General features: G+C 44.4%; 4 protein-coding genes. All 4 read left to right on the forward strand.

Features of this window, described 5'->3' with window-relative positions; all coding sequences use genetic code 11:
- The first annotated feature begins 599 nt into the window (after nt 1-599).
- The 4 genes from RIG66_RS20010 to RIG66_RS20025 all read left to right on the forward strand — a co-directional run bounded on the left by RIG66_RS20010 (nt 600) and on the right by RIG66_RS20025 (nt 13,933).
- Nucleotides 600-1,619, forward strand: a complete 1,020-nt coding sequence (locus RIG66_RS20010; RefSeq protein ID WP_446380503.1) for an SH3 domain-containing protein — start codon at nt 600-602, stop codon at nt 1,617-1,619.
- 74 nt (nt 1,620-1,693) lie between these two features.
- Entirely contained in the window at nt 1,694-2,617 is a 924-nt protein-coding gene (locus tag RIG66_RS20015) for a type IV pilin-like G/H family protein (protein ID WP_446380504.1), read from the forward strand.
- A gap of 377 nt (nt 2,618-2,994) precedes the next feature.
- Nucleotides 2,995-8,481, forward strand: a complete 5,487-nt coding sequence (locus RIG66_RS20020; protein ID WP_446380505.1) for an AAA family ATPase — start codon at nt 2,995-2,997, stop codon at nt 8,479-8,481.
- A 790-nt stretch (nt 8,482-9,271) separates the two neighbouring features.
- Nucleotides 9,272-13,933, forward strand: a complete 4,662-nt coding sequence (locus RIG66_RS20025; RefSeq protein WP_446380506.1) for a response regulator — start codon at nt 9,272-9,274, stop codon at nt 13,931-13,933.
- Nucleotides 13,934-14,342: the final 409 nt, after the last annotated feature.

A 14,342-nucleotide genomic window follows, 5' to 3' on the forward strand; every position in this document is an offset into this window, starting at 1 on the left:
TTTTACCCCATCCTTAGTCTTAGTAGGACTCTCCGTGCCCGCTTCTGAGCAATCCTCTATTTTGATTTTGCTCGTTCGGAGTGAGGGGAAGCTGGGGTAGCTGGGGAAGCTGGGGGAGCTGGGGTAGATGGGGAATCTGGGGAAGCTGGGGGAGCTGGTGTAGCTGGGGAAGCAGGGGAAGCTGGGGAAGCTGTAGGGGAAGGTTTTCACCCTGATGTGACTCAGTGTAATCAGTGTCACTACCCTCTCACTTCCCCACCCCACTCTTCCCAAGAAATCTGTGAAATCAGTGTTTTGACGAATGACGAATAACAATCCCCACAATTTTGTCTGACTACTGAAATCTTTCTTTTGAGGGAAGTTAGTCTACTTAATTATCCTTAATAATACTACTAGAAAAGAAAATTATAAAATTATACTTAGATGAACCCAGCCGTCGTCGTTTCGCTATCCCCAACTACTTCTGTAAGTCGTCGGACAAAAGATACCCTACTAAGTTTTGTCAACAAGCCTCAAACCCTTACAAAGGACAAAGGACAAATAACGAATGACGCTCTCAAAGGTTCATTACTGCGATAAACGAACCGTGAGGTATTCTGATGGAAACCCTAGCCTATACCCATTTCTCCGCCCAAGCCGATGACAAGATTCCCCAGTCCCAGTTCAGTGCTGATGAGTCTGGTTTTAAGTCAGAGGTTGACTGGAAACTACCGAGTTTAGCCTGGATTCGGGGATTAGCCTTGGCGATCGCACTTTCTTCCTTAACCGTAACCAGTAGCGTTTGGGCGGCTGTGGTTAATACCAATGGTAGTCCCCTAAATGTGCGATCGGGTCCCGGTTTGGGGTATGGCGTGGTTAGCACTCTCGCCAATGGCACTACCATTAATCTCAGTGGTCTTGATGCCGATGGCTGGTCTCAACTCAGCAATGGCAACTGGGTTGCTTCTCGCTGGGTACGAGGTGAAGCTGAGAATGGCGATAGTGATGTTCCATCCGCTGTCTTACGTCCCGGTAGTACGGGGACAGCGGTAACTAATTTGCAAAATCGATTGCAAGAGGTTGGGGTTTATAACGGACCCGTCACTGGCTATTATGGTCGCCTCACCGAAGCCGCTGTGAGAAGGGTTCAGGCGTCTGAGGGATTGACGCCGGATGGGATTGCTGGATCGACGACGTTAACCGCCTTATATGGAGAGGATGGGGATGGGGGAGGTGCAACTCCGGTGACGAATACAGCCGTAGTTAACACCAATAACAATCCCCTCAACGTGCGATCGGGTCCCGGTTTGGGGTATCGTGTGGTGGGTACGGTCGCCGATAACCGAACCGTTAGCCTCAGTGGTCGTAGCGTTAGTGGCTGGTCTCAACTGGCAAATGGCAACTGGGTCTCCTCTCGCTGGATCAGGGGTGAAGGTGGCGGTGGAACTGTAGGGACGGATACAGCCTTGGTGACGACGAATGGGAGTCCCTTGAATGTGCGAACGGGTCCCGGTTTAGGGTATCGGGTTGTTGATACTGTAGCCGATGGCGCTGCGATCGCAACCACGGATCAGACGGCGGATAACTGGATACGGCTGGCTAACGGTGGCTGGGTGTTTTCGGGATGGGTGGCGACGTAAGTGTCCTTTGCCATTCGCCATTTGTCATTCGTCATTGCTAAAATCCAATCAATCAGTTGCTGGGTTGGATGGTTATGGTTAATCCTGTTTCTCTATTGCTTAAGTTGTACCGATCGCGTTTGATATTCGTTCTTTTCGCCTTGCTTGTCTGTAGTGGTGTTCCCTCTCAAGCGCAATCTGAACCGGATAATCCCTCTCCTGCATCTGAGATGCGATCGCCAACGGATGCGGTTACTCAGCAATTAATCGGGGAATGGCAAGCCACTGATCCGGCATCTGGGGAATCAATCCAGTTAATTTTTGCCCCCGATAACCAATTATTTTTTATCTTACCCGCTCAAGATGGGTCGGCTGTGGCAATCGAGGTAGGCTACCAAATTCAGACGGCGACTCAACCGATGCATCTGGATATGGCACTCACACCGGATGAAATTGCCTTGACCATTTTTGAGTTAACCCCAGAGGGGAAGCTGCGCTTAGAATTTAAAGATGTTACGCCGGGAGAACCTCGACCCACGGCGTTTAGTGATACGGCGTTACTCTTGGCAAAGACATCGGATGATACCACCGTACCCGAAGATATTTCCGTGATTGAGTTGGAAACCAGCGCCAACCGATCCAGCCAAGCGATTCCGATGCAGTACATCAGCCTCTTAAATCGCGCCCAGCAAGTGTATTATCTAGAAAATCGTCAATTTGCCAATACCCTCGAACAGCTAGAAATTGCCACAAACCTAGAAACGTCCTTATATACTTATGAAATCGTGCCATCAGGCGATCGCGCTGAGAGTGTCGCGATTACGGCACATCCCAAAGATGAAGGACTTCCCAGCTATATTGGTGCAGTATTTGTCACCACCGTTGATGGATTTGAGACAACCGTCTCTGGAATTTGTCAGAGTGAACAACCTGCAACCTCACCGCCGCCGATGCCAATTCCACCTTCAGCCGATTCTACGGAGATTCAATGTCCTGCTGGATCTCGTCTTTTACAGTAAGTAGGGGCTGCTGTAGGGAGTCTTGCGGTGGGGAGAGGCAATAGGCAATAGGCAATAGGCTTTCTTTGAAGACAAAAGCTTACCTTACAAGGGATTGAGCGATTTTAATTTTTCTTCATTTGTCCTAACTAGAGTGCGTAGTGCTATATTGCTGTCTTTTGAAATTGTTATTTTAGATTTTTCTGCTATTAAGATAGAAACACGTTAAGCTGTTCGGCATTTAAACCTTAATGTCAACAACTGCAAAACCCTTGTAATGCGAGCATCTTGCTCGCTACCCATTCCCAATTTAAATGTGTGACAAGCTTATCGCTCACTCCTGCGTGTGATAGGCTATCACCTTTAAGCAATCCTCTCAGTGTTTCCCCATCTACCCTATGGTTACCGTTGCTGGCTGTCGGATTCTGGATCAAATCTATGAAAGTCGTAACTCTCTCGTCTATCGGGGTATCCGAGAATCGGATCAGCAGTCGGTGATCCTCAAAGTTCTTAAACAAGATTATCCTACGCCCGCAGAAATTAACCGCTATCAACAAGAATATCAAATCACCCGTTCCCTTAACTTTGGGGGTGTGGTTCAAGCCTATAGCTTAGAACCCTATCAAACCACCCTGGTGATTATTTTTGAAGATTTTGGCGGTTCCTCGTTAAAACTCTTACTCCAAGAACGGGGATTTACGCTCAAAGAATTCTTGAGTATCGCCATTCGCAACACCGAAAGCTTAGGTAGAATTCATGCTGCCCATATTATTCACAAAGATATCAACCCTGCCAATATTGTATTCAATCCTGAAACCGAACAACTGAAAATCATTGATTTTGGTATTGCCACGGTTTTATCCCAAGAAAACCCAATTCTGAGAAATCCCTCCGTCTTAGAAGGCACATTAGCCTATATGTCACCGGAACAAACCGGGAGAATGAACCGGGTGCTGGATTATCGGACTGATTTTTATTCGTTAGGAATGACGTTCTATGAATTACTCACCCATCGCCTTCCCTTTGAAACCGATGATCCCCTAGAATTAGTTCATGCTCATCTGGCAAAAGAACCCATTCCGCCTCACCAGATTAATCCAGAGATTTCGCCCGCCCTCTCTGCTATTGTCCTGAAATTATTGGCAAAAAATGCTGAAGATCGGTATCAAAGTGCCTGGGGACTGAAATCCGATTTAACGGTTTGCCTGATGCAATTACAGATGAAGGGAACAATCGAACTATTTACCCTAGGTCGCCAGGATATTTCTGAGCAGTTTCAAATCCCCCAAAAACTGTATGGTCGAGAACGGGAAATTGAAAGTCTACTGGACACCTTTATTCGGGTTACTGGACGTAGTTTATTAGGAGACCCAACGCCAAACTCAATAAGGGCTGGGTTTGAACAAAAGTTATCGTCAACGGCAACACAAAATTCCCTAAACCCGCCCCTACACACTCGAAATTCTCCCAAGGAGATGATGGTTGTATCTGGATATTCTGGTATAGGGAAGTCAGCGCTAGTCCAGGAATTATATAAACCCATTACTCAACGGCGGGGCTATTTTATTCGCGGCAAATTTGATCAATATCAACGGGATATTCCTTACTCAGCCGTGATTCAGGCGTTTCGAGAATTAATCAAACAGTTGTTAACAGAAACTACCCTTCAACTAACCCAGTGGCGCAACCACCTCTTAGCGGCATTGGGGGGGAATGCTCAAATTATTATTGATGTCATTCCTGAAGTTGAACTGATTGTCGGCAAACCTGTTCCAGTTCCCAAGTTACCTCCCACAGAATCACAAAATCGTTTTAAGTTCGTTCTGCACAACTTTATCCAAGTTTTTACCAAACCTGAACATCCATTAGTGATTTTTCTGGATGATTTGCAGTGGGCGGATAGTGCTTCGTTGAAACTGATCGAATGGTTGATGAACTCCTCAGATCAGAGTGAGGCTGAGTCTCATATCGGCGGGATGTTTCTGATTGGTGCTTATCGAGATAATGAAGTGACAGTTTCCCATCCCTTACGATTCACATTCGAGACAATTTGCGTCAGCGGAACCATTATTCATGAGATGGTTTTAGCGCCCTTGGAATTAATCAGCATTATCCAATTAGTTGCAGAAACGCTCAAATGTTCCCCTGATCATGCCCACCATTTGGCTGAATTAATTCAGATTAAAACTGGAGGTAATCCGTTTTTTATTAATGAGTTCATTAAATACTTGTATCAAGAAAAGCTACTCACGTTTAATTCTCAACAGGGAGTGTGGAACTGGAATTTAGCCCAGATTAAATCCCAAGACTTGACCGATAATGTTGTTGCGATTTTGGCAGATAAGATTAAAACATTACCGCCCCAAGTGCAACAGGTTTTACAGTTTGCCGCTTGTTTAGGAAATTCCTTTGAACTGAAACCATTAGCCCTAGTTTTAGGCGAATCCCTGTCCGAAACAGCGGTGCAATTATGGCAGGCAATCGTGGCAGGGTTAATTGTTCCTTTGGGGGAAGACTATAAGTTGATCACTCAGGCGGATATGACTCAAACTTTATTGAATCAACATCAAATAAGCGCCTTGAATTCCCTCTTTTCTAAAACACACAGAGACATTCAAACCTTAACCATTCAATACCAATTTGTCCACGATCGAATTCAACAAGCCGCTTATTCTCTGATTCCTGAGGAACAATGCCAAGCGGTTCATCGGACTGTCGGTCAATTATTACTTAAAAATACGCCAGCCGACCAGGTATCAGACTCTCTGTTTGATATTGTTAACCATCTGAATATCAGTATTGAGTTAATCGACTCCCCTGAAGAACGGCATGAGTTAGCTCAATTGAATCTTTGGGCAGGTCAGAAAGCGAAAGCCGCAACTGCTTATGAACCTGCGAGAAAATACTTAACAATCGGTCGCGAACTGCTGCCGTCAGAGAGTTGGCATGTGCAGTATGACTTGACCCTAAACTTATTTCTGGAAGCCATCGAAGTTGCCTATTTATTGACCGATTTTGAAGCCACCAAAACTTTAACCGATGATGTGCTAAATCGGGCGCAAACTCTGATGGATAAACTTAAGGTTTATGAACTGCAAATTTTATTTGATAGTTCTCAAAATAAAATGCTGTCCGCCATCCAAACCGCACAGCAGGTGTTAAACCTATTAGACATCCCGCTAACTGAAACACCTCCGGTTTATCAAACGGTTGAGGCGTTAGTGGATTTGCCGGAAATGACTGAACCCACTCAATTAGCGGCGTTGCGAATTTTAATGTCTGTGATGGCACCCGCTTATATTACCAAACCCTCCCTCTTACCGTCGCTGATTTTAACCATGGTCAATCTCTGTATTCGCCATGGAAATTCCTCTCTCGCCGCTTACGCCTATAGCGTTTATAGTTTGCTGTTATGTGGTCAACAAGAAACCATTGAGCAAGGCTATCACTTTGGTCAGTTAGCGTTGAAATTATTAGACCGTTTTCCTGCTAAAGACGTACAAGCCAAAGTCTATCAGCAATTTAATGCTTTTGTCCGACCTTGGAAAGAGCCAGCTATAACCACATTAAATCCATTACTCGATACGATACAAACAGCAATTGAAAATGGGGATATTGAATATGCTTGTCACTGTACAGTCAACTATTGTACTTATTCCTTTTTTGTCGGGCTACCCTTAACTGAGGTTGAATCAAAACAAGCTCAACATCTGGAATTGAATCGACAGTTTAAACAAGATTATCAGATTGGGTATATCACAATTTGGCGGAATTTATCTTTATGCTTAATCGAGGCTGACCATTATCCGACATTAGACTGGACGGTTTTTGATCGCCTCCTTCCTGATTTATTAGCAGCAAAAAATCAGATTTCAATTTTGTCTGTTTATTGGGCGAAGTTATTTCTGGCTTACTTATTTGGTGATGAACAAGAAGCGGAAAGGCTGGTTGGGTTGGCTGATGAGTATAAGGGAAGCGTGAATGGCTTATTAAATAATGTTTTAAGCAACTTCTATTCCTCGTTAGTCCTGTTATCTCTGTGCCATTCAGCCAGTCCCCGTAAACGCAAACGCTATCTCAACAAAATAGCCAGACAACAAAAAATAATGCAAACCTGGGCAGACTATGCCCCTTGTAACTTTCAGCATAAATATGACTTAGTGGAGGCGGAACGGGCAGGATTACGCGGCAAAATCCAGCAAGCAATGGAGTATTATGATTGTGCCATTCAAGGTGCTAAAAAACAGGGTTATCTTCAAGACGAAGCCCTAGCTTATGAACGAGCCAGCAATTTCTATCAACGATTAGGTCGGGAAGAAATTGCCCAAGCCTATTTACAAAAAGCTCATTACGTTTATACCCGATGGGGGGCAATGGCGAAAGTTAAACAGTTAGAAGCTACCTATTCCCAATGGCTTTTGACTCGGGTGAATAATAATGAGTCTGGAGGGCTATTACAAAAAAGTTCAACCCTGACCACAACCACCCAAAATGGCAAAAATTCGTCAGAGTATCTTGACTTAAACAGCGTTATGAAAGCGGCGCAAGCGATTTCCGGTGAGATTGTATTGGATAAATTACTGGCGGCGTTGATGAAAATTTTGATTGAAAATGCGGGCGCACAAAAAGGATTTCTGATTTTAGAAACGAAAGGAAAACTCCGAATTGAAGCCGAGGGACAGGTGAATACGCTGACCCAATCCTGTACAGAGTGCAATCAAATTCAGGTCTTTCAATCGACTGACCTAGAAGAGACGCAAGTGGTATCCGTCGCCATCATTAACTATGTGGCACGAACTCAGGAGATTGTGGTGTTAAATGATGCCCTAAATGAGGGACAATTTAGGCAAGATTCCTATATTCAAACCTATCAGCCGAAGTCAATTCTCTGTGCGCCGTTGATTAATCAAGGAAAACTCAGCGGAATTGTCTATTTAGAAAATAATTTGACAACGGGAGCATTTACAGCTAGCCGATTGGAACTCTTGCGTCTCCTATCCGCGCAAGCTGCTACCTCGATTGAAAATGCCCGTTTCTATAGCAGTTTGGCAGAACTGAATCAAGCGTATGAACGGTTTGTTCCGCGCCAATTTCTCCATTTTTTGAATAAGGACAGTATTGTTGATGTCCAGTTTGGAGATAATGTTCAAAAAGAAATGTCAATCCTATTTTCGGATATTCGCGCCTTCACGACATTATCAGAAACGCTGACGCCGGAGGACAATTTTAAGTTTATTAATGCTTATTTATCGCGCATGGAACCAGCGATTACTGACCATAATGGCTTTATTGATAAATATATAGGTGATGCAATTATGGCATTGTTTAGTGGTCAGGCTGATGATGCAGTTAAGGCGGGAATTGCTATGCTACACCAACTGAGGCTCTATAATCAACATCGACAGAATTCCGGCTATCCTCCCATCCGGATTGGGATTGGGATTAATACGGGAGGGTTAATGCTGGGAACCATTGGTGGAGTCTCGCGCATGGATAGCACGGTGATTAGTGATGCGGTGAATTTAGCCTCTCGCATTGAAGAATTAACCAAATATTATCAAGTCCCCTTATTAATTTCTCATCATACGTTTTCTCGTTTATCTGATCCGACTAATTATGCGATTCGCCTGATTGATAAAGTGAAGGTGAAGGGAAAATCGGAATTGGTAACTGTTTATGAAGTGTTTGATGCAGATTTATCTCAGATTAAAGCTGCCAAATTAGCCACGTTACAAACCTTTACTGAAGCCTGGTATTTTTATAACATGAAGGCGTTTGCTGAGGCAAAAAAACGCTTTGCTGAGGTGCTGCGGGTCAATCCTCAAGACCAAGTAGCTAAAATCTATCTCAACCGTTGTCAAAACACTGATTTCACAGATTCATAACGGTTAATAGTGGTGATTGTCATTTATCAAAACACTGATTTCACCGATTTATTGGAGAGAGTGGGTTAGTCAGTAGGGTGCGTTAGCGTAGCGTAACGCACCATTGCCACCATATATGATGTACCTGCGTAAGTCTTGGCTACGTCATTCGTAAAGTCGGGGCGGGTTTAGTTACCTCTGGGTGTAACCAAAAAGATAGTAGTGAAACCCGCCCCTACACAATCTCCCCCAGCTTCCCCAGCTTCCCCAGCTTCCCCAGCTTCCCCAGCTTCCCCAGCTTCCCCCTCTTACCCCTCTTCCCTAGCTTCCCTTCTCATTGAGTTGAGCCGACACTCCATCGTTAGAGAGTTGCTGCTATGAGCGAATTAGCATATTATAAAAATGCCGCAATACAAGTAATACGCTAGTATAACACAATAATGGCTTTGAGCTAGAGAGGCAAAAGGATTGAATTTGTCAGTTCTGTCTAGTACCGCTATCTGGCATGTACAGATGCAATACGTCTCTTGACAAAAGTCGAAACGGTTTAACTGTAACGCTTTCTGGTGAAAGAGATTGGGTGGGAAACGTTCACCGTGAAAATCGAGCGAATACTGTGCCGACTTTTCGCAAAACCATACTCATTTAAACATCTTTTTTAAGTTTTCCCCTAAATCTATTTAACTCGTTTATCGATTGAATAGATTGGGTGCATCGCTAATTGGGGTTGAACGACATAAAAAAAGGACTGAATTCTGCTTAAAAATGTAGGGTTTATTTCCTTAACTTTAGCGATCTCCAAGCGACTCTTATGTCAATGCCATCTCTCAAGCGCCTAATTGACAACGGTTTAACGAATGTGCCTCTACGAACGGTATTCGTAGTCCCTTTTCTGGTACAAGTTTTTGCCACAGTCGGCGTCATTGGTTGGTTATCCTTTCGCCACGGAAAGCGGGCGGTGAATGAGGTGGCGACTCAATTACAAGATGAAATTACGGTTCATATTGAGGATCGGTTGGAGCAATATTTAGCGATTCCCCATCAGATTAATCAGAGTAATCAAGATGCGATTCATCTGGGAAGCTTGACTTTAGACACCTTGCAACCCTGGGAACAGCATTTGTGGCGACAAGTGCAACGATTTGATTCTGTGAGTTATATTGGTGTAGCAAATGAACAGCGCGGACTGATTGCGGCGGGACGACAAAATCGGGACCAACTGGTGATTATCCAAGCGAATCCTGGGACAGATTTTGATCTCTATACTTATAGTACCCACAGTGAAGGCGATCGCAAAACCCTGATCGAGAGTAGTAAAAACTACGACCCCCGCCTGCGACCCTGGTATAAAGCCGCCTTGCAAGCCGATAAACCCACCTGGAGTGACATTTACCCCCATTTTGGTGAAGGCGATCGCACGTTGCTAATCAGCGCCATTCAACCCGTTTACGACAGCAATCAGCAGGTTCAGGGTGTCTTAAACACAACCCTGCGTCTTTCCACGATTAACGATTTCCTGCAAACGTTAAAAATCGGTAAATCGGGACGCCTGTTTATTATGGAACGTTCTGGATTCTTAGTCGCCACATCCACTCCGGAACCGCCCTTTCAACATAACCCCAATCAAATTACGCGGTTAAAAGCTAGCCAAAGTCGTGACCCCTTAATTCAAGCCAGCGCCAACTATTTAACGCAACAGTTTGGCGACTTCAATTCGATTCAAGCATCCCAGCGCCTGGACTTTAAGCGTCAAGGACAGCGCCAATTTTTACAAGTCATGCCCTTACAAGATAGCCACGGATTAGACTGGTTAATTGTCGTGGTTTTCCCTGAAGCTGACTTCTTGGATCACATTCATAATAATACACAATCGACAATCCTACTCTGTCTGGTTGCATTAATCATCGCCACGGGAGTTGGTATGAGTACCGCCCACTGGATTATTCAACCCATCCAGCGCTTAAATCAAGCCGCCAATGCTATTGCTAAGGGGGAATGGGATCAAAAAATTGAGGTTCATCGGAACGCTGAACTGGGGAATCTTAGCACCGCCTTTAATCAAATGGCGGCTCAATTAAACCAATCCTTTGCCACTCTCAAAGACCAGAATCATCAGATGAACCGCTTAAATGAGGCATTGGCAAAAAGTGAGAAACAGTTAGCTCAAATCTTAGAAACCGTACCCGTTGGTATCGTGGTGGTTGATGCTCAGGGAAAATTTCATTATACCAACGATAAAGCACAACGGTTTATGGGACAAGAGTTTACGCTAGACGCGATCGCGGATAATTTTTGTGCGGTTCATCACTGGTATATCGCCGGAACCGATCAAGTTTATCCGACCGAAGAGTTACCGATTGTTCGCGCCTTACAGGGACAACGATTTATTGTCCATAATATTGAAATTCACCAAGACGACCAGATTATTCCGATTGAAACCTGGAGCAAACCCATCCTGGATGAACAGGGTGAAATTATTTATGCCATTGCCGTTCTTAACGATATCACAGAGCGCAAAAAAACCGAAGCAGAACGGATGCGTTTTACTCAAGAACTGGAATTCAAAGACCATCAAAATGCCGCTTGGCAGCGCCTAGACAAGCTCAAAGATGAATTTTTAGCTAATACCTCCCACCAACTCCGTACTCCTCTCTATGGCATTGTCGGCATTGCTGAATCGTTAATCGATGGTGCTACCGGAGAGTTACCCTTACAAACCCGGATCAATTTAGGTACAATTATCGCCACCGGGCGGCGCTTATCCAACTTAGTCAATGACATTCTCGATTTTGCCAAACTCAGAAACCAAGACATTCAACTCCAGCAACAGCCCGTGGGGGTACGAGAAATAGCGGAGGTGGTTCTCCGACTCAGTTATCCGCTGATTGGTGATAAAGAGTTACAACTGATTAATGCCATTTCTCCTGACTTACCTATCGCTTATGCCGATGAAAATCGGGTGCAGCAGATTTTGCAAAACTTAGTGGACAATGCGATTAAGTTTACCGATAGAGGAACGGTCAAAATTTCGGCTCAATTGGTAAGCTCAAGGCAGACATTAGAGGGTAGAGGTGCAGCAGTACAGTGGGGCAAGGGAGAGTTGAAAGAGTTAACTCAAAACCATGTCCTTGAGCGAAGTGAAGGAGTAGTCAGCGTGGTTTTGGAATCAACGGTATCGTCAACCGATGGCGCAAATTTTATCAACCCACCTCTACCAACCCGGTTCCCTATAAGCGAAGTGGAGGATCAAAACCTTGTCCTAGAACAAAGTGAAGAGTTAACATCCAGTCAGGACGGGTTTTGTACAAACGTTACTATCAATAGCGACAAGAAAGTTCCATTACCCGCCCCGACAAACCATGCCCTCGAACCCAGTGAAGGGTCAACATTCAAAATGCTAGCCATTACTGTCTCTGACACAGGAATTGGCATCCCCAAGTCTCAAGTAAACTGTATTTTTGAATCCTTTGAACAAGGGGAGGGTTTTCTAGGGCATCAGTATGGCGGTACAGGGTTAGGGTTAGCCCTGACGAAAAAGCTGGTAGAGTTGTATGGGGGAACGATTGAGGTGCAATCAACCTTAGGCGTCGGCTCTCAGTTTACGTTTACGTTGCCAATTTTTGACGGACAAATTCCAGACTTTAAGCCAGAGCCGATTGAGTCAATTGTGGCAATACCTAAGACAGTTTACAGTGCCAATTCCTCTGGAATTCAACCTGCTAGTGTCGGTAATTCTTGTCCCCTATTGCTGACACTTACTCAACCAGACTTAACGCTAAAACAAAACCCCAATTTCCAGGATGACGACCCCTTAATCAACCCGTTCAAAATTTTAATCGTCGATGATGATACAGTAAATCGCCAGATACTCGTCAACTATTTATCCTTAGAAAATTATCAAGTTACTCAAGCTGCCAATGGTAGGGAAGCTTTAGACATAATTGAAAAGGGTTTTCAGCCCGACCTAGTTTTACTCGATGCGATTATGCCGCGCATGACTGGGTATGATGTTTGTAAAAAACTGCGTGAATTCTATCCCCCTACTGAACTACCCGTGTTAATGTTGACGGCTAACGAGCAAGTGAATGACTTAGTGGCAGGCTTTAGTGTGGGCGTGAATGATTATTTGACCAAACCGATTGCCAAATACAAACTTTTGGTCAGGATTAAAACTCATCTGCGTTTATCAACCATTGCCAAAGAAAATGCTCAACTTTACGCAGCGGTGCGGGAAAGTGAGCGGAGATTGATGCAATTTTTAGACGCCGTACCCGTGGGAATTTTTATCCTCGATGCCAAGGGCAAACCTTACTATGCTAATGAAGCGGCTAAACAGATTTTGGGCAAAGGCATTGTTGAAGCTATTACCATTGAAGAATTAGCTGAGTTGTATCAAGCCTATCGCACAGGAACCGATCAACTCTATCCCATCCAGCAAATGCCTATTTTTCTGGCGTTGCAGGGAAAAACTTCCACTGTTGATGATATTGAAATTCACCGAGGAGATCAGGTTATCCCGATTGAGGTGTGGGGGACTCCCATCTATGAGGAACAGGGGGAAATGGCTTATGGGATGGTTGCCTTTCAAGATATCCGCGATCGCAAAAAAGCGGAAGCGGAACGGGAAGCGTTTACTCGTGAGTTATTTCAACTCAATCAAGCCTACGAACGGTTTGTTCCAGGTCAATTTCTCCAGTTTTTACAGAAAAAAAGTATTGTAGATGTGCAACTGGGGGATCACGTTCAACAGGAAATGTCTGTTCTCTTTGCCGATATTCGCAACTTTACGGCGCTGTCGGAACAGATGAATCCCCGTGAAAATTTTAATTTTATTAATGCTTTCTTAAGTCGCATGGAACCTGCCATTCGGGAACATAATGGTTTTGTTGATAAATATATTGGCGATGAAATTATGGCACTGTTTAGTGGCAATGCTGATGAAGCAGTGCAGGCGGGAATTACCATGTTTGAGCGGCTGGCTTTATATAACCAACATCGGGCTAATTATGACTATGCACCCATTGAGATTGGTATAGGAATCAATACCGGAGAATTAATGCTGGGAACCGTGGGCGGATTTTCCCGCATGGATAGCACGGTGATTAGTGATGCGGTGAATTTAGCCGCCCGCCTGGAAGAATTAACTAAAATTTATCAAGTACGGCTATTAATCTCGCACCATACATTCTTGAGGTTGTCGAATCCCGGTGACTATGGGATGCGTCTTGTGGATAAGGTGAATGTGAAAGGGAAAGCCAAAAAAGTAACCGTCTATGAAGTCTTTGATGCTGATCCGCCGGAGATACGAAAAGCAAAGATGGCGACAAAAACGGCATTCGAGGAAGGGCTAATGTTATATTATCGCGATCGCCTCTCCGACGCAGCTCAACGGTTTAGCCAATGTTTGCAGGTTCATCCAGGGGATAAGGTGGCGCAACATTATCTTAAACGTTGTCAGCATCGGATGCGATGATGTTATTGGTCATTCGTCATTTGTCATTCGTCATTTGTCATTCGTCATTTGTCATTTGTCATTTGCTATATTTCCCCGTTAACATCGGTGGGTTACGGCGGATACGGCATTAAATGGTTATCGCTTCGATTTAAATTCCGCCTAACCCACCCTACTGGCTGTTCATTGTTCATTGCTATGAACGAGTTATCGGTGGGGAGGGCGGGTTTTGTTGTTCATTGATTGGTGACAAGTTGTTTGAGTGGCTAAACCCGGGTCTTCCGTAGTTAGTGTGCTAAATTGTTAGTTAGATTTGCCCAAGTATTGGACAGCAATAGCTTTAACCGTTTTTACCCGAATTTCAATTTATTTTGAGGCGATCAAAAGCTACAGCCCTTGTGTGGAAAACTTTCTGACTCATTAAAACTGA

The sequence above is a fragment of the Coleofasciculus sp. E2-BRE-01 genome (assembly GCF_040221695.1).
In the GTDB taxonomy this organism is placed as follows: Bacteria; Cyanobacteriota; Cyanobacteriia; order Cyanobacteriales; family Coleofasciculaceae; genus Coleofasciculus.

Coding starts and splice junctions, on each gene's coding strand:
- RIG66_RS20010 (WP_446380503.1), top strand. CDS start 600: ATGGAAACCCTAGCCTATACCCATTTCTCCGCCCAAGCCGATGACAAG.
- RIG66_RS20015 (WP_446380504.1), top strand. CDS start 1,694: ATGGTTAATCCTGTTTCTCTATTGCTTAAGTTGTACCGATCGCGTTTG.
- RIG66_RS20020 (WP_446380505.1), top strand. CDS start 2,995: ATGGTTACCGTTGCTGGCTGTCGGATTCTGGATCAAATCTATGAAAGT.
- RIG66_RS20025 (WP_446380506.1), top strand. CDS start 9,272: ATGTCAATGCCATCTCTCAAGCGCCTAATTGACAACGGTTTAACGAAT.